The sequence below is a fragment of the Candidatus Paceibacterota bacterium genome, from assembly GCA_035530615.1.
Lineage (GTDB): Bacteria > Actinomycetota > Actinomycetes > Nanopelagicales > Nanopelagicaceae > QYPT01.
Genome location: DATKUL010000002.1, coordinates 822,098 through 839,360, shown reverse-complemented (window position 1 = coordinate 839,360; position 17,263 = coordinate 822,098). Strand labels below are relative to the sequence as shown.

16 protein-coding genes are annotated in these 17,263 nt (G+C 52.8%); 14 read left to right on the top strand and 2 right to left on the bottom strand.

Going from position 1 to position 17,263, the window contains the following annotated elements; genetic code table 11:
* Positions 1–25 precede the first annotated feature (25 nt).
* Positions 26–262: an Lrp/AsnC ligand binding domain-containing protein gene (locus VMW30_07215; GenBank protein ID HUW88147.1), complete on the bottom strand. Its 237-nt coding sequence runs from the start codon at positions 260–262 to the stop codon at positions 26–28.
* A 90-nt stretch (positions 263–352) separates the two neighbouring features.
* On the opposite strand from VMW30_07215, the gene thiL reads away from it, so the two are divergent.
* Positions 353–1,288, top strand: coding sequence for a thiamine-phosphate kinase (gene thiL, locus VMW30_07210; protein HUW88146.1), 936 nt, complete (start codon positions 353–355; stop codon positions 1,286–1,288).
* Positions 1,289–1,305: 17 nt separating this feature from the next.
* Here thiL and rpmB read toward each other — a convergent pair whose 3' ends face one another.
* Positions 1,306–1,491 carry a 50S ribosomal protein L28 gene (gene rpmB, locus VMW30_07205; protein ID HUW88145.1) on the bottom strand — a complete coding sequence of 62 codons (186 nt, stop codon included), beginning with the start codon at positions 1,489–1,491 and terminating at the stop codon, positions 1,306–1,308.
* A 246-nt stretch (positions 1,492–1,737) separates the two neighbouring features.
* On the opposite strand from rpmB, the gene VMW30_07200 reads away from it, so the two are divergent.
* The 13 genes from VMW30_07200 (at position 1,738) to ftsY (ending at position 17,201) form a co-directional block, all read left to right on the top strand.
* Positions 1,738–3,141, top strand: coding sequence for a cytochrome ubiquinol oxidase subunit I (locus tag VMW30_07200; GenBank protein HUW88144.1), 1,404 nt, complete (start codon positions 1,738–1,740; stop codon positions 3,139–3,141).
* Between the two features lie 23 nt (positions 3,142–3,164).
* On the top strand, positions 3,165–4,211 hold the full coding sequence (gene cydB / locus VMW30_07195) for a cytochrome d ubiquinol oxidase subunit II (protein ID HUW88143.1): 1,047 nt from the start codon (positions 3,165–3,167) through the stop codon (positions 4,209–4,211).
* Positions 4,208–5,830, top strand: coding sequence for an ABC transporter transmembrane domain-containing protein (locus tag VMW30_07190; GenBank protein HUW88142.1), 1,623 nt, complete (start codon positions 4,208–4,210; stop codon positions 5,828–5,830). The genes cydB and VMW30_07190 overlap by 4 nt, the downstream gene beginning before the upstream one ends.
* Positions 5,827–7,386, top strand: coding sequence for a thiol reductant ABC exporter subunit CydC (gene cydC, locus VMW30_07185; protein HUW88141.1), 1,560 nt, complete (start codon positions 5,827–5,829; stop codon positions 7,384–7,386). The genes VMW30_07190 and cydC overlap by 4 nt, the downstream gene beginning before the upstream one ends.
* Before the next feature lie 38 nt (positions 7,387–7,424).
* Complete coding sequence (gene recG / locus VMW30_07180) at positions 7,425–9,596, top strand: ATP-dependent DNA helicase RecG (protein ID HUW88140.1); 2,172 nt, start codon at positions 7,425–7,427, stop codon at positions 9,594–9,596.
* A gap of 16 nt (positions 9,597–9,612) precedes the next feature.
* Positions 9,613–10,185 (top strand): 16S rRNA (guanine(966)-N(2))-methyltransferase RsmD, encoded by a 573-nt coding sequence (gene rsmD, locus VMW30_07175; GenBank protein ID HUW88139.1) that lies wholly within the window; start codon positions 9,613–9,615, stop codon positions 10,183–10,185.
* A 43-nt stretch (positions 10,186–10,228) separates the two neighbouring features.
* Complete coding sequence (gene coaD, locus VMW30_07170; protein ID HUW88138.1) at positions 10,229–10,708, top strand: pantetheine-phosphate adenylyltransferase; 480 nt, start codon at positions 10,229–10,231, stop codon at positions 10,706–10,708.
* Positions 10,709–10,711: 3 nt separating this feature from the next.
* Positions 10,712–11,191, top strand: coding sequence for an ATP synthase subunit B/B' (locus VMW30_07165; GenBank protein ID HUW88137.1), 480 nt, complete (start codon positions 10,712–10,714; stop codon positions 11,189–11,191).
* Between the two features lie 18 nt (positions 11,192–11,209).
* Entirely contained in the window at positions 11,210–11,827 is a 618-nt protein-coding gene (locus VMW30_07160; GenBank protein HUW88136.1) for a YceD family protein, read from the top strand.
* Positions 11,828–11,931: 104 nt separating this feature from the next.
* Positions 11,932–12,105, top strand: coding sequence for a 50S ribosomal protein L32 (gene rpmF / locus VMW30_07155; protein HUW88135.1), 174 nt, complete (start codon positions 11,932–11,934; stop codon positions 12,103–12,105).
* Entirely contained in the window at positions 12,095–12,790 is a 696-nt protein-coding gene (gene rnc, locus VMW30_07150; protein HUW88134.1) for a ribonuclease III, read from the top strand. The genes rpmF and rnc overlap by 11 nt, the downstream gene beginning before the upstream one ends.
* A 21-nt stretch (positions 12,791–12,811) precedes the next feature.
* The gene (gene smc, locus VMW30_07145; protein HUW88133.1) at positions 12,812–16,351 is read left to right on the top strand and encodes a chromosome segregation protein SMC; all 3,540 of its coding nucleotides are present in this window, start codon (positions 12,812–12,814) and stop codon (positions 16,349–16,351) included.
* A 13-nt stretch (positions 16,352–16,364) separates the two neighbouring features.
* Complete coding sequence (gene ftsY, locus VMW30_07140; GenBank protein ID HUW88132.1) at positions 16,365–17,201, top strand: signal recognition particle-docking protein FtsY; 837 nt, start codon at positions 16,365–16,367, stop codon at positions 17,199–17,201.
* Positions 17,202–17,263: the final 62 nt, after the last annotated feature.

The following is a 17,263-nucleotide window of genomic DNA, read 5'->3' as shown; positions in this document are numbered from 1 at the left end:
TTAAACTTGGGTGATTGGGGAAGTCCTAATAACTAGTTACCGGGCAGGTCAATGTGCGAGTAATACCTGCAACAGCTTGGACTTTTGACAAAATAACTCGGCCGAACTCTTCCATGCTGGGCGCCTCAGCGCGCATGATGACGTCGTATGGACCCGTGACACCTTCGGCGAGCGTTACTCCAGAAATTGCAGAGACTGCGTGCGCGACACTTGTTGCTTTCCCGACCTCGGTTTGGATCAAGATGTAGGCCTGTACTGACATGGGGCAACCTTTCGTTGAACTTTCTGCTAGGCGACGCTACCGCATTTTTGAGGCCCACGGCAGGGGCATTTTTCGGCGTAGGCTGATGGGGTGGAGTTTACTGAAACCGAGGTCATCGAAGAGTTAAGGAGCATTTTCACTCATACCGATTCTCGAGTACTCGTCGGTATTGGCGATGATGCTGCGGTCGTATCAACTCCTGCTAGCAAAATTGCAATTACGACTGACATGGCTGTGGAGAATGTTCATTTTCGGCGTGAGTGGGCCACTGCAGAAGAAATTGGAATGAAAATAACTGCGGCAAATTTGGCTGACATTTACTCGATGGGAGCGACACCCGAACACTTAGTCGTTGCAGTCGCCCTCACTGGTGAAGAGAGCATGGCGTGGATCAAGGAATTGGCCCACGGCATCGAAAGCGAGGCGCGAAAATGTGATGTACGAATCATTGGAGGCGACATAGTTCGTGGTCCGGCGGTGACGATTTCCATCACCGCCTTCGGTGAGGTTAAAGAGCCGATACTTCGATCCGGTGCACGCGCTGGCGACAAAATTGTGATCACTAATCTTCCCGGCTGGTCTGCAGCCGGACTCTTTCTCCTTGCAAACAAGGTGAATGTCAGCGCGGTCCATCCGGCTCTCGCCGTCGAACGCGCCCTTGCGCAATTCCGAGCTCCGCTAGTTCCGTATGCAGATGCCGTGGCGCTCAAGGGTGCACACGCGATGTCGGACACGAGTGATGGACTGCTTACCCAGGGGGCGCAAATGGCCGATGCATCGGGTGTGCGATTTCAGATTGAAGCCGCACTTCTTTCCAAACATCCTGACTTCGAGGATCTATCTGCGCTGGCTAACGCGGTCGGCGCCGATACTTGGGATTGGATTGGCGCAGGCGGTGAGGATCATGCATTCCTTGCAACTGGGCATGACTTGCCCGCCTATGAAATAGGTGTGGTGATTGCTGGATCTGGGATCGAACTGGTGGGTGTATCAAAAACCCCGCAGGGCTTCACCCACTTCAACTAGCGAAGGAACATAAGAGATTAGCGGCTGACTTTGCCAGCTTTTAGGCATGAGGTGCAGACATTCTGACGCTTGGATGTGCCACCAACCAGGGTGCGCACGCGCTGAATGTTTGGATTCCAGCGGCGGCGGGTCTTCACCTGAGAGTGCGAGACGTTATTGCCAAAGCTGGGGCCCTTGCCACAGATATCGCAGTTTGCAGCCATCGTCGTACTCCTTCATATTTCTGGGCATGAAATGAACCTTTTTGAACGGGCGTAAGGCTACCGCCTACCCCCTAGATGAGGCGAATCGGAGCTAAATAAGCGGTAGCACTCACCACGTTTACGCGTGAAATTCCTCTCGTGAGGGTTGCCACAGCGTGGAAGAGCGAAAGGGAAAGCCATTTTCCGAAGAATAACGCTTGTAGAGAGTAACTTTCCAAACACATACTTTGGCAGAAGGAGAGAAGCATGAACGCGCTCGATCTGGCCCGTTGGCAATTCGCAATCACCACGGTCTACCACTTCCTCTTCGTCCCGATCACGATCGGTATGGCCTTCCTCGTCGCCGGGCTCCAGACCGCCTGGTTTCGGACGCAGAAACTCAAGTACCTGAGGGCTACCAAGTTCTTCGGAAAACTCTTCCTCATCAACTTTGCCATTGGCGTGGTCACGGGAATCGTTCAAGAATTTCAATTTGGAATGAACTGGTCTTCCTACAGCCGATTCGTTGGAGATATTTTCGGGGCGCCGCTTGCCATAGAAGGTCTGCTTGCCTTCTTCTTGGAGAGCACTTTCCTTGGGCTTTGGATTTTCGGCTGGGACAGGTTGCCGAAGAAACTCCACCTTGCCTCAATTTGGCTGGCAGCAAGCGGGACGATTTTCTCCGCCTACTTCATCCTTGCCGCGAACTCTTGGATGCAACATCCGGTTGGGTACGTGCTCAACGCAACTAAGGGTCGAGCCGAACTCACAAATATTTTTGACGTACTAACGCAGAAGACTGCCCTCGTCACCTTCTTCCACACAATTCCATCTGCAGCCTTCAGTGGCGCCGCATTTATAGCCGGTATCTCTGCCTGGCTGATCATTAAGAAAAAAGATGTTGAGATGTCGCGTGGCACTCTTAAGCTGGGCTTAATAACAATGGTTATCAGTTTTATATTCGTTGGAATTTCTGGGGATCTTACTTCACGAGTAATGACGCAGCAGCAACCCATGAAGATGGCTGCGGCTGAAGCGCTCTATGACACAACTTCTTCTGCGCCATTCTCGTTACTCACTATCGGCAGTTTCGATGGCTCGCGTTCTGTTTTCCAGATTGATATTCCCTCCGTCCTATCCTTCTTATCGACAGGAGATTTCAACGGTGTTGTCGAAGGTGTCAATGACCTCCAGGCAAAGTACGAAAGTCAATACGGACCTGGTGACTACAAGCCGAATATCCCGCTCGCATACTGGTCATTTAGATTGATGATTGGTTTCGGATTTATAGGAGTGTTTTTTGCACTTCTTGCTCTCTGGCAGATGAGAAGGGGACAAGTTCCGCGGGGCAGATGGTTTGCTCCAGCGATGATTTCCCTTCCTTTCATTCCATTACTGGCCATTTCCTTTGGTTGGATTTTCACCGAGACGGCCCGCCAACCGTGGGCGGTTTTCGGCCTCATCAAAACCGCTGATGGTGTTAGTACGGTTGTTTCCGCCGGATCGGTGCTTTTCACGATGATTGCTTTTACCCTTCTTTATGGTGTTCTCGCCGTCATTGAAGTCGGGTTGATCTTCAAGACAATTCAGATCGGTCCACGCGCCGAAGTCGATCATGACATTTCCACCATCGGGGGATCCGATGAACGCCCACTAGTGATGTCCTACTAGGTCAGAAGGAGAGGAGAAATAAAATGACATTTCAAACAGTATGGTTTCTTTTAATTGCAGTTCTCTGGATCGGATACTTTGTTTTAGAAGGATTTGATTTTGGTGTTGGCGTTCTTCTTCCATTTGTTTCGAAAAACGAAGCGGATCGACGTGCTGTTCTTACCACTCTTGGACCAGTCTGGGATGGAAATGAAGTCTGGTTACTAGTTGCAGGTGGAGCAACCTTCGCGGCCTTTCCGGAGTGGTATGCGACTTTATTTAGCGGGTTCTATCTCCCGCTCTTTCTCATCCTTGTTGCCCTGATTGTGCGTGGAGTTTCCTTCGAATACCGGAGCAAGTACGGCAATCCCCAGTGGCGCAAACGATGGGACATCGCAATTTTCTTCGGAAGCGCGATCCCAGCATTTCTCTGGGGCGTTGCTTTTGCCAACATCGTGCGAGGTGTTCCGCTAGAACGTTCCGCAGCAGGTTCGATTGAATATGTAGGCGGCTTCTTCAATTTACTCAACCCATATGCACTTCTAGGGGGAGTCGTGACCCTTACGGTCTTCCTCACCCATGGCGCTCATTTCCTAGCCCTTAAAACTGCCGGAGAGATCCGCGTGCGTGCACATAGCCTGGCGGTGAAGTTGGGACTCGTAGCGGCAGTGGCTGCAGTTGCATTCTTACTATGGAGCAATCTGATGCTCGAGAGTGTCAATGCCAAATTCCTTATCCTCTCGGTCGTTACTGCCCTTCTCTGGGTGATCGGAATTGGTGCCAATATAAAGGCGCGAGAGGGTTGGGCATTTATTAGCTCATCACTTGCCATCGCTACTTTCGTCAGCGGACTCTTTTCCGCGCTCTATCCGCGTGTCATGCCAAGTTCGAGGGGCTCGCAGTTTGACCTCACGATTACCAATGCGTCGAGTACTGATTACACGCTGAAGGTCATGACAATCGTCGCGGTACTTATGACGCCGATTGTTCTCCTCTATCAGGGGTGGACGTACTGGGTATTTAGAAAGCGCGTGAGCGCAGCGCAGATCTCTCGTCCAGAGCAAGGAGTTCTCGATACATTGCACCTGTGAAATCTGAGGAACTGCGGCTACTTCTATTGCGTAGCCGCAGATTCGTCCCTTTGATAGGTGTTGCCGCATTAGTTTGGTCTGCCATTGTTCTGGCAAATGCCTATCTGATATCCGAGATCATCATTCGAATCGTCCAACAAGGCTCATCGGTTCCCGCTTATATCTTCGCGCTTGGGAGTCTCTGGCTACTTCGCGCCCTCTTTCAATCAGGATTTGACTATTACTGCAGCACTGAGGCGACCCGCATCAAAGGTGGATTGAGGAGTGAAACCACTGCGCACATCGCCAGTTTCAACTCTTCTGCGGAACTAAGCAACGTGCTGATCAAGGGTCTCAACAGTCTGGACATTTACATTGGCCGCTTTATTCCCCAATTGATCTTTGCCACCGTCACTCCACTCGTTGTATTGATCGCCATATTTAGGCAAGACATCCTCGCCGGTCTGATTGCCCTGCTGACCCTGCCACTCATACCCGCATTCGGTGCTCTCATTGGGCGGTATTCGGCGGATGCAGTCAACAAGAAATGGCGCACCCTAGGAACACTCTCAAAGTACTTTGAAGATTCGATGCGCGGCTTTGCCACACTGAAGATTTTTGGCCGCACGCAAAGCCAAGGAAAGCGTATTGAAGAGATGGGCAACCGGTACACCGATGAGACCATGAAGGTTTTGAGAATCTCCTTCCTCTCAGCTTTCGCGCTGGAGTTGGTTGCCACAATCTCCGTGGCAGTGGTGGCAGTCTCGATTGGTTTGCGACTTGTCTCTGGTTCGATTGACTTTCACTCGGCCCTTCTGGTTCTGATCCTCGCGCCAGAGGTGTATTTCCCGGTACGAAACGCGGCATCCCTCTTCCACGCATCCCAAGACGGTACCGCCGCATTGCGGAATCTGGCTGCGATTGACTCTGAAGAGATCCTTCTCCCTTCACCAGTTTCACAGAAGATCAATTTAAAGGATATGCAATCAATAGCGTGGGGTGATTGGTCACTACCGCGCAGTGCGGTCGAAGAAATGGTCATCCCCGCGACGCGGATCGAACGAGGGGAGATGCTCTTTCTCATTGGAGAGTCAGGAGTAGGTAAAACTACCTTTGCTCTCAATCTCCTGGGTGTCACCTTCAATGCGCCGATAAAGATTGAGCATCCTGCCGGACTTTACGAACTTTCTCCCGAAATGCAAGATGAGTGGCAGAAGGTCATCGGATGGATCCCGCAGAATCCCCAACTGGCAAGCGGCAGCGTGAGGGATCAGTTCACACTCCTGGATGCCAATATTTCGGACGGCGAGATAGAGACCGCATTGACGAGCGCTGGCTTGTCCTTAAAGGACTTGCCCTACGGCCTCGACACTCATATTGGAAGAGGTGGTGAAAGTTCGCACGCCGCCTCGGGCGGGCAAGTTCGTCGAATTGCAGTGGCGCGGGCTTTGGTTCGAAAACCCATCGTCATTATTGCTGACGAACCGACTGCGGATTTAGATGATCTGAGCGCAAAAGTTGTGATGGAACTTCTTCGTAGCGCTGCGCGGGATGGCGCAATAGTCATCTGCATTACCCACGATCTTTCTTTGCCATCAAAAAATGAGAGGATAAGAGAGATTGGGAGGCGCCCACTGTGAAGCGCTCTATCCCGTATCTACTTGGCGCGAGTGCGTACATTGCTGGCCTCGGTCTTACCATCACGAGTGCCTGGTTGATTACCACGGCTTCGTTTGCGCCGCCCATAATGACGCTTGGTGTGGCCATAGTGGGTGTGCGGTTCTTTGGTATTTCTCGATCTGTTGCGCGATATTTTGAGAGACTCACAAGTCACCGGACAGTGTTTGACCAACTTACAGATCTACGCGTTCGACTATACGAATCATTCGCATCCAATCCCATTGCCCTGGTGCGCGATTTGGGGACGGGCAAACTCGTCAAGCGAATTGTCGATGACGTGGAAAGATCCCAGGAATATCAATTGAGAATTACATTGCCGCACGTTGCCGCCCTCATTTCACTTCTCGTGGGCGTGGGTCTGGGGCTCTGGATAAATCCCACCTCTGTTTTGATTACGGTCCCGACCTGCTTACTGCTTCTCTTCCTTCTTCCGGCGAGGTTGAAGAAATCATCGGAAGTTATTGCTCGTAGAATCGAAGATCTAGAAAGCGAATATGCATCTTCGGTAGAGCAAGCCGCACATGGAATCGCCGAGGCGCAGTTGTATGGGTATTTAAGCGAACGACTGGGTAGGACTAAGGAAGCGGAATCAAAGATTACTCACGAGGAGCTCACCCTCCTGAAAGTAACCCGCTTGTACCAATTCGTCTCCACTGCGCTCATTGGGCTCTCAATTGTCGGGCTCACGCTTATTGCGCGTAGCGCAGGGGAGAGTGTTCCGGCGGTTCAAATTTCGATGCTGGTGTTTTTGCCACTTGTCATGTTTGAGGCCATCACAGCGTGGTATCCGAACCTATACACGGCTGGGAAATTGCTGCTGGCCAGGCATGAGGTGGATTCTCTTATTGATGGCGTTGCACAACACGTTCTGCCGACGGTGACACTGAAGTCGGATGTCGAAGAATTGATTCTCCGTAAAGTAAGTGTGAGTTGGGACCAAAAAGAGAAATTTATGGATCCAATTTCTTTTCATGTGAAAAGTGGTGACTGCCTCGTTATTCGTGGCCGAAGTGGGAGTGGCAAGTCAACGCTCGTTCTCGCACTCCTAGGATTGCTCGACTATGAAGGTGAAATACTGCTTAATGGTCACGAACTGCGATCAATCGCTGATATTTCATCGCATATATCTGGAGCCATTCAGAGTGGGCATATCTTCAATACAACTCTGCGCGAGAATTTGAAGATTGCTGCGCCGCTTGCCACAGATCCGCAACTCCTGGAAGCTCTCTCACTAGTTGAGCTTGATTCCCTGCTCGTTGAAATGGGAAGTGGGCTGGAAACAATTCTTGGTGATATGGGCAGAGCGTTATCCGGAGGGGAAATTAAGCGACTCAATCTGGCGCGAGCACTTCTCTCTCCGGCCCCAATACTCGTCTTGGACGAGCCGACTGAGCATCTTGACCAGGAATTGGCGGCAAGGATCGAAAGTCGGGTGCTCGCACTTGGTCGGACACTGATCGTTATTACTCACTCGGGATGGGAAGCGGGCACGCAGACTTTCCAACTTAATAGTTAGTACATCTCGATGCTTGAAATATAGGAGAGAATGACTCCATGGCCACGCTGGAGACCAAACTCATCGACGTTGTGGGGGATCGCACTGCCAAAGCGCTCGAATCTGGGTTGGGTGCACGGACCGTCGCCGACCTCTTGCGTCACTATCCACGCAGGTATGCAGTTCGAGGTGAGTTGACCGACATTTCGGAGTTGAAAGCCGATGATGAGGTGACAATCTTGGCTGAGGTCTTTAGCGCAAATGCTCGCCCGCTTCACGGACGTAAGGGAACAATTCTTGAAGTAGTTGTCACAGACGGCACATCGAAACTTTCCCTGACCTTCTTCAATCAAGCCTGGCGTGAACGCGAACTCAAGGTGGGGCGACAAGGACTCTTTGCGGGCAAGGTTGGAATCTTCAACGGTAAGCGTCAACTCTCTCACCCGGATTACGAATTGATTGCCGATGGAAGTGATGTTGATAGTGCTGTCGAAGAATTTGCTGGCAAATATCTTCCGGTCTACTCCGCGACGGCAAAGATGCCTTCATGGAAAGTCGCGCAGTGCGTGAAACTCGCAGTCGATGCCTTGGATGATGTGCCCGATTTCCTTCCAGAGCAGATTCGCATAAAGCATCACTACCCAACGCTCAAAGAAGCCCTTGTCGCGGTGCACCAACCCACTGATTTGGAAGAAGCCACATTAGCCCGTGAGCGCCTTACTTTCGACGAAGCATTTCTTCTGCAGCTGTTGCTCGTTGTACGAAGAGCCCAACTTCGCCAACTCAATGCCACTGCTCGTCCGGCCCGGCTGGGAGGAATACTCGAAGCTTTTGACAAGACCCTTCCATTTAAATTGACCTCCGGTCAGCACTCAGTAATAGCTGAAATCGAAAATGACTTGGCCCAGCCTCATCCGATGCATCGTTTGCTGCAAGGCGAAGTGGGATCTGGCAAGACTGTTGTGGCGATTCGCGCGATGTTGGCGGTCGTTGATAGTGGTGGGCAGGCCGCCTTGCTTGCGCCGACTGAAGTTCTTGCCCAACAGCATTACCGAACAATCAAGACATTGCTTGGTCCTCTGGCGCAGGGAGGGATGCTGGAGGGGGCGGAGAACGCCACTCAGGTCACCTTGCTTACAGGCTCGCAGAACGCTGCTGCGCGCAAAGCGGCACTAAGTCTGGCCGCATCTGGTGACGCGGGCATTGTGATCGGGACCCACGCACTGCTAGGTGAGAGCGTGGAGTTTAAGGATTTGGGATTGATCGTCGTGGATGAGCAGCATCGATTCGGGGTAGAACAACGCGATGCACTCAAAGCTAAGGCGCAATTTCCGCCGCATTTACTTGTCATGACTGCAACGCCGATTCCACGTACGGTGGCGATGACGATCTTCGGCGACCTCGATGTTTCGACCTTACGTGAATTGCCGCAAGGTCGACAGCCCATCATAACCCATGCCGTTGCCGCACTTGAGAAACCAGCTTTTGTCGAACGCGCATGGATGAGAATTCGCGAGGAAGTCGAGAAGGGGCATCAGGCCTACATTGTTGCTCCGCGGATCAACGCCACAACATCTGCGGATGCGGATATGGATTTCCTCTTTGGCACCACTTCTACCGAATTGACTTGTGTCGAAGAATTGGCGCCGATGCTTCATGCAGGAGCATTGGCGGGTTTGCGACTTGCCATTCTTCACGGCCAACTTCCAACCGATGTAAAAGACGAAACCATGCGTGCCTTTAGTGAAGGTAAAATTGATGTGCTTGTTTCAACCACAGTTATTGAAGTGGGCGTGGACGTTGCAAATGCGACGGTGATGGTGATCATGGATGCTGATCGCTTTGGTGTGTCGCAACTGCACCAATTACGTGGTCGGGTGGGTCGTGGTACTTCACCAGGTCTCTGCCTTCTGATCACCAACGCGATACCCGAATCTTCGGCACGGATGCGCCTGGACGCCGTTGCTGGCACGCTCGATGGTTTCGAACTTTCCAGGATAGACCTTGAACAGAGGCGGGAGGGAGATGTGCTTGGAGTCAGCCAATCAGGCACGCGCTCGCATCTGCGATTGTTGCGTGTGCTCAGAGATGAAGATCTCATTATCCATGCGCGAGATGATGCTCAGGAGCTCGTTGATGCAGAGCCATCTCTCCTTTCTTATTCGGCACTTGTGCGCGAGTTGAAAATACTTCAAGCCGATGAGAAAGCGGATTACATAGATAAGGCGTAAAAAGTAGGATGGATGCATGAGGATTATTGCGGGAGTTGCAAGGGGACGGGTACTTTCATCCGTTGCCGGTGCAACGCGTCCCACATCCGATCGCGCGAGAGAGGGCGTCTTCTCTTCTCTACTCTCCGAGTTTGGGGATTTTTTCGACCTCAATTTTCTCGATCTCTTTGCAGGCTCGGGCGCAATGGGGCTCGAAGCACTTTCACGAGGGGCGACAATTGTGCACGCTGTCGAAAAGGACGAGCGCGCATGCAAAACAATCGCAACAAATGCAGAGTTGGTCTTGAAAAATAAAACTGCTGGGACCTTTCACCTTTACCCAATGCCCGTCCATAAATTCCTGGAAGCAATTCCGCCCACAACTTACGACATTGTCTATGTGGATCCACCTTATGACGTCTCTGACGCAGAACTTCATAAGGACCTCGTGAATTTGAGAGTGGACGGCTTTTTGAATGAAGGATCCATTGTTGCAGTCGAACGCGCAGAGAAATCAGGAGCTCTCGAGTGGCCCAAGGGATACCAACCTCTGCGGTCCAGAAAGTATGGGCAAGCGCTCATTTACTACGCCAAATTGGCGTACAGCTAGGTAAGAATGGATAAGACTCGCAATCATTGCTAGCGTTTGCGGGGTGAAGAGCGCGGTATGTCCTGGATCCTTCGATCCGATCACCTACGGACACCTCGACATCATCGAGCGAGCCAGCAACCACTTTGATCGTGTGATCGTGGCTGTCTTTGAAAATAGGAGCAAAAACAGCTTGTTCAGTGTGGAGGAGCGGATGGAAATGATCCGCGAGAACACCAAATCTTTCCCCAACGTTGTTGTTGATTCTTGGTATGGATTGACCATAGATTTCTGTAAGACAAATGAGGTATCTGTCATCGTCAAGGGCCTTCGAGCGGTTACAGATTTTGACTATGAGTTGCAGATGGCGCAGGTCAATTTCCAATCCGGGCAGGTGGACACGATGTTTATGGCTACTTCTCCCGCACATTCATTCTTATCTTCATCTCTTGTTAAAGAGTTGGCCCATTTTGGCGGTGATGTCTCCGGGATGGTCCCATCCAATGTGGCAGACGCACTTCGAGACCGATTGGCAGGGAAGTGAAAAATGGATTCAATTGAGAAACTCAGTGTCGCGATCACAATGGTGGAAGAAGCCCGCAGCGTTCCTTTGTCCGCCTCGTGCGTCGTCCATCGCGCCGATCTTCTAGAACTCCTCGATGAGGCTCGCAATCTCTTGCCCCAGGATTTCGCAACTGCGCAGAATCTTCTGGCTACGCGGGACGCGGTCATTGAAGAGGGCCGACATAGCGCCGAGCAATTGATTTCCATGGCCCGTGAGGAAGTTGCTCGAATGGTCGAGCAGACGGCAATAGTGCAAGCTGCTCGGGATGAGTCTCAGCGCGTTCTTGATGAAGCACGCGCGATGGCGGAGCGCGAGCGCCAAGAAGTAGAAACCTACATTGACTCTCGCCTTGCCACCTTGGAAGTTATTTTGAATAAGACTATGGATGCCGTTTCGCGGGGTCGCGAGCGTTTGGCGGGAGCCGGCGACAACGACGTGCTCTCGCAACTTGCTTCCGAATAATCTTTCCAGGGCGAATTCATGAAGCGCGAGTCGCAGGTTTTCCGTTTTAATGCCCATGATCTTCCGCGCCGTGCGGGGGAGATGCGGGAATACTCCTTAGATATCCCAGCCCCCGATCGCATCGGCATCGATGTCATCGCAGTATTGCCAGGTGAAGAGATTCACATGGATATGCGGTTGGAATCTGTCACCCAGGGAGTTCTGGTCAGCGCTCAGTTATCGACCATTGCCGACGGTGAGTGCATGCGCTGTCTGGAGAGCGTTGAGTTTGATATCGAACGCAGAATCCAAGAGCTCTACCGGTACGAACCTGAAAAGGCCCACACCAAGGCGCAACGCAAGCGTGCCAGTGCGGAAGAGGATGATCTCGACCTTGCGGAGGAACTGATGATGGAGGGGGACATCATCGATCTGGAAGCACCGATCCGCGATGCCATCGTTCTCTCCTTGCCTATCAACCCCCTCTGTGCTGCGGATTGTCCGGGGCTCTGTCCTGGGTGCGGGGTGAAATGGACCAACCTGCCGGCCGACCACGCCCACCAGGTCATTGATGCCCGCTGGTCTGGCTTGACGGGACTTCTGCCGGATGAGTCGATTCAGATTACGGAGCAAGAGCGGCCCGATTTCAAGAATTGAGCCCTTTAGGGGATACTTAGCCAGGTAATTCACCCTGCCGTTCACGGGGCGATAGTCACCAGCGGGTGTCAAGGTCTGTGAAATTCTAGAAAGAGGAACGTAAAGTGCCAGTACCAAAGCGGAAGATGTCGCGCTCTAAGACCCGTTCCCGTCGTAGCCAGTGGAAGACCACGGCAGCGGCTCTTTCAAACTGCCCACAGTGCCAGCAACCAAAATTGCAACACACCGCATGCCCGACCTGTGGAACATACAATCGCCGTCAGGTAATTGAGGTCTGACCTGTACTCATCGTTAACCAAGGCATTGGGCGTTGAGATCAGCCCGCAACTGCTCGAGTTAGCACTGACCCATCGTTCGCATGCGTATGAGTCTGGGTCGAATGAAACAAATGAGCGCCTGGAATTTTTAGGTGATTCTGTACTCGGACTCATCGCTACGGAAGAATTATTCCGTCGTTTTCCCGACCTCGATGAAAGTCGTTTATCGCCGCTTCGCTCTGGCGTGGTCAATATGCGAGCGCTCGCCGACATTGCGCGCACCTTAAATCTTGGTTCGCACATTCGTTTGGGTAAAGGCGAAGAGAACACGGGCGGCAATGATAAGAATTCGCTTCTCTCCGATGCGCTCGAAGCAATCATTGGTGCCATATATATTGAATGTGGATTCCAGAAGACAGCGCAGGTCGTCCTGGGATTAATTGAGAAAACTCTTGTGAATGCCGTGGATAAAGGCGCCGGCCTCGACGGCAAGACCGCCCTCCAAGAATTAGTCGCCCTGGCTGGCAAAGGGGCCCCCGAATATCTTGTCACTGAGACTGGACCGGATCACGATAAGAGTTTTACCGCCTTTGCCATGGTGGCCGGAGAGGCAATCGCCCAGGGTGAAGGCAAGAGCAAGCGCGAGGCCGAGCAGATTGCGGCTCGCGTTGCCTATGAATTACTGAGCGTGCCAACGCCGGAGTAAGCCCTAGGGTAGGTTTGCGCTGTGTATTTGAAGAGCATCACGCTCAAGGGCTTTAAGTCCTTTGCTTCCGCGACGACCCTGCGGCTAGAACCAGGGATTACTTGCGTGGTCGGACCCAACGGATCAGGCAAGAGCAACGTTGTGGATGCGCTCAGCTGGGTCATGGGTGAGCAAGGCGCCAAGTCACTTCGGGGCGGAAAAATGGAAGATGTCATCTTCGCCGGGACCAGCGGTCGCGCCCCTCTTGGGCGAGCTGAAGTCTCCGTCACTATCGATAACACCGATGGTGCCCTGGCGATTGATTACACGGAAGTCACTATTTCTCGCATTCTTTTCCGCAACGGCACCAGTGAATATCAGATTAACGGAGACGCGTCCCGCCTTCTCGATATTCAAGAGCTCCTCAGCGACAGCGGAATCGGTCGCGAGATGCACGTCATTGTTGGACAGGGCCAACTCGATGCAATTCTTTCTGCCAGCCCGGAGGAACGCCGCGGATTTATCGAAGAGGCTGCGGGTGTTCTCAAGCACCGCAAGCGAAAAGAGAAAGCTCTTCGCAAACTTGATTCTATGCAAGCCAACCTCGCCCGTATTCAGGACCTCACCGTCGAACTACGCCGCCAACTTCGCCCGTTGGGTAAGCAGGCAGAGGTTGCCAAGAAGGCTGCGACGATCCAGGCAGATTTGCGTGATGCAAAATTACGCCTTCTTGCCGATGATCTGATTTCACTTACTCAAACGCTCAATGCGGAAGTTGCCGACGAGACTGCTCTTCGCGAACGCCGCGCAATCGTTGAAGGTAATCTCGAAACTGCACGTACGCGCGAAGCCGAGCTCGATGTGCAGACCTTAGTTGATAGTCCAAAATTGGTTCAGGCCCAAGAGACATACTACCAACTCAATGCACTTCGTGAAAAATTCCGCGGCACGCAGAGTTTGGCGCAAGAGCGAACCCGATTCTTATCTGAAGAGGGAGAGGATGCACGAAGTGCGGGACGTGATCCTGAGACTCTCGATCGTGAAGCGCTACTCCTTCGCGAGGAAGAAACCGAACTTCGAACATCTGTCGAGACCTCGCGCCAACTTCTCCAAGAGGCAACTGCGTCCTTGGCCATCAGTGAAGCCGAATTGAAAGCCGAAGAAGACCGCGTCGCTGCGGCACTGCGCGCCGTCGCAGACCAACGCGAGGGCACCGCGCGCCAAGAGGGTCACATCAAATCGCTTGCCGCCCGTTTGGATGCAATTGCCGAAGAGATCTCTCGTCTGACAAAAGCGCGCGATGATGCGCAGATGCGTGCACAATCCGCTCAGCGTGAGTATGCCGCACACGAATTGGAAATTACTGGCGTAGATTCGCGCGAACTTGGGTTGGATTCGCAATTTGAAGCAGCACAACTTGCGCTCAATGAGACCAAGTCCAAACTCGATGCTCTCATCGATCAAGAGCGTGCCGCAGACCGCGAGCGCAATGCCCTTGAATCTAAATTGGAAGCCTTGCACCTCACCTCTCAATCCCGAGATGGCGCTGTGGCCCTGCTTCGCGATCCGCGCGGAGTGGCGATTCTGGGAAGTATTGCCTCACTTCTTGAGATTGATTCCGGGTGGGAGGGTGCCGCCGCCGCCGCCCTGGGCACCTTGGCCGATGCGGTCGTCGTTCAGGATCTCTCATCTGCAGTACTCGCACTTTCAGCACTTCGAAATGAGAACCTCGGCCAGGCTGATCTCCTCGTCCTGCGACCAGATATTTACGCGCATCCTTCCTCCATCCCAGCCGGACTGGTGGCGATCGCATCGCATGTTCGCGCGAGCTCGATCCAGCCTCTTTTGCAGGAGTTGCTTGCCAACACCGTGGTCGCAGCAGATTCAAGAGAAGCCGAATCTATTCTCTCTTCCCACCCAACTCTGACCGTTGTCACTCGCGATGGCGATGTCTTTACACAATCACGCGCACGCGGCGGATCAAAATCTTCATCATCGCTGATTGAAATCAATGCGCTCATCGACGAACTTACCGGGAAAGTCTCCGAGATCAACCATGTCTGCCAGCGCCTTCGTTTTGAGATCTCTGCCACCCAGAGCGAACTCGCACAGCGACAGAGCGAGTTTGATGTGGCTCTTGCCGCACTCAATGAATCGGATGCTCGTATCGCAGCCATCACCGAACAATTGGCAGTGGCCGGGCAGCACGCTAAGTCGGCAGGTGCAGAAGTAGAGCGTCTCAACTCGGCAATTGTCGAAGCCACGGCTGCCAAGTCCCGTGATGAGAGCGAACTTGCGATTGCGCAAGAGCAGATGCACCATCATGGAGAAGTAGAACAACCAAGCCACTCACTTGCCGAAGAACTGCGCGCCGAAGTCTCTATCGCGCGCACCACGGAAGTAGAAGCGCGGTTGAGTGTTCGTACGAGTGAAGAGCGACTTGCCTCCCTTTCAGCGAGAGCAAAAGCGCTGGAGGATGCGGCAGTTGCAGAGCGCGAAGCCTCAGAGAAGGCGATCGTCCGACGTGGCGCACGTGCACGCGGTGCCATTGTTTCGCAAGCAATCGCGGAGTCCGCATATGAGGCATTGATTCATATCGAAAGATCCATCGCTAAGGCTGCGAACGAAAGAGGACATCTTGAAGAAGTGCGTGCACTTCGCGAAGGTGAGACTCTGACGGTCCGTGCCCAAGCCCGCGAGCTTGCATCCGAACTCGAACAACTCACCTCAAGTGTCCACCGCGATGAGATCGCGCGCGCCGAACAACGTATGCGCATCGAAGCCCTCGAGCTCAAAGCGGTTGAAGAACTGGGAATCGATGTTGCGACTTTGCTCAATGAGTACAGCCCCGACCGTGATGTCCCGACCTTTATCGAATTGGACGACGGCACCGTTGTTGAGGGCGACTTGGTTCCATATCGTCGCGAACAGCAGGAGCGAAGACTTGCCAAGACCGAGCGCGACCTGGCCCTTCTAGGCAAGATCAATCCGCTCGCCCTGGAGGAGTATGGCGCACTCGAAGAGCGTCTCCTCTATCTCGCCGAGCAACTCGAAGACCTCAAACGGACCCGCAAGGATCTTCTCGACATCATCAAGGAAGTAGATGAACGCGTTCAGCAGATCTTCATGGATGCCTTTAACGACACTGCCCGTCACTTCGAAGATATTTTTTCTCGTCTATTCCCGGGTGGAGATGGCCGCTTGATTCTCACCAATCCAGATGACCTGACAACTTCGGGTATTGATGTGGAAGCCCGCCCACCCGGAAAGCGGATCAAACGTCTTTCACTTCTTTCGGGTGGAGAGAAATCTTTGACTGCAATCGCCCTGCTTGTCGCAATCTTCAAATCACGTCCAAGCCCGTTCTATGTCCTTGATGAAGTAGAGGCGGCACTGGATGACGTCAACCTCGGTCGCCTCTTGGGAATTTTTGAAGAACTCCGCGAGAGTTCGCAGTTGATCATCATTACTCACCAGAAGCGCACGATGGAAATTGCCGACGCGCTTTACGGTGTGACCATGCGAAGAGATGGCGTGACTGAAGTTATTTCTCAGCGCCTGCGCGACGCACAATCCGTTTAGTCGGTCATTTCTGATGGGGCTGTTTGGCAAGATACTTGCCAAGATCACGGGAAAGCCCAATGCATCTGCGCAGGACTGGGAAGAGTTAGAGGCGGCGTTGCTTGAAGCCGATCTCGGTCCAGAGATCGCGCACGATGTATTGAAAGCGGCTCGCTCTGCAAAGTCGGAGAGTGCGACAGATGCCATCATCTCCGTTCTCACATCCTCGCTCTGCGACAAATCACGCGAGATTATAAAGTTGCCAACCGGGCCAACGGGTATTTTGGTGGTCGGGATCAATGGCACTGGAAAGACAACATCAACTGCGAAGTTGGCCCATGCACTTGCAGAGCAGGATCAGAAAGTCATGCTGGCAGCAGCCGACACTTTCCGCGCAGCGGCCGTGGATCAACTTCTGACATGGGGTGAGCGCCTTGAAATTGAAGTGGTTCGTGGGGGAGAGAAGGCAGATCCAGCATCTGTTGCATTCGATGCGGCCCAGCAATGTCTTGCCAAGAATATGGATTACTTAATTGTTGATACTGCTGGTCGTATGCACACCAAGAATGACTTGATGGACCAACTCGGCAAAGTGAAGCGAGTGGTCGAGAAGGTCCTGCCTGTGGGAGAGGTTCTTCTCGTTATTGATGCCACCACTGGACAGAACGGTCTGACCCAGGCGAAAGTATTTGCAGAGGCTGTTGATCTAACAGGAATTATCTTGACCAAGGTGGACGGTAGTGCCCCTGGCGGGATTGCCCTGGTTATCGAGCGGACCCTAGGTATTCCGATCAAGTGGATAGGCACGGGGGAATCAGCGAAAGATTTCGCACCCTTTGACCCGGCCGCCTATATCCAGTCTTTGCTCTAGGCACTGATAAGCAGGGGTCGTAACCGAGTTGTAACAAAGAAGGCGAAGATGTGACGCGCTGG

Coding starts and splice junctions, on each gene's coding strand:
- VMW30_07215 (HUW88147.1), bottom strand. CDS start 262: ATGTCAGTACAGGCCTACATCTTGATCCAAACCGAGGTCGGGAAAGCA.
- rpmB (HUW88145.1), bottom strand. CDS start 1,491: ATGGCTGCAAACTGCGATATCTGTGGCAAGGGCCCCAGCTTTGGCAAT.
- VMW30_07200 (HUW88144.1), top strand. CDS start 1,738: ATGAACGCGCTCGATCTGGCCCGTTGGCAATTCGCAATCACCACGGTC.
- cydB (HUW88143.1), top strand. CDS start 3,165: ATGACATTTCAAACAGTATGGTTTCTTTTAATTGCAGTTCTCTGGATC.
- recG (HUW88140.1), top strand. CDS start 7,425: ATGGCCACGCTGGAGACCAAACTCATCGACGTTGTGGGGGATCGCACT.
- rsmD (HUW88139.1), top strand. CDS start 9,613: ATGAGGATTATTGCGGGAGTTGCAAGGGGACGGGTACTTTCATCCGTT.
- VMW30_07165 (HUW88137.1), top strand. CDS start 10,712: ATGGATTCAATTGAGAAACTCAGTGTCGCGATCACAATGGTGGAAGAA.
- VMW30_07160 (HUW88136.1), top strand. CDS start 11,210: ATGAAGCGCGAGTCGCAGGTTTTCCGTTTTAATGCCCATGATCTTCCG.
- ftsY (HUW88132.1), top strand. CDS start 16,365: ATGGGGCTGTTTGGCAAGATACTTGCCAAGATCACGGGAAAGCCCAAT.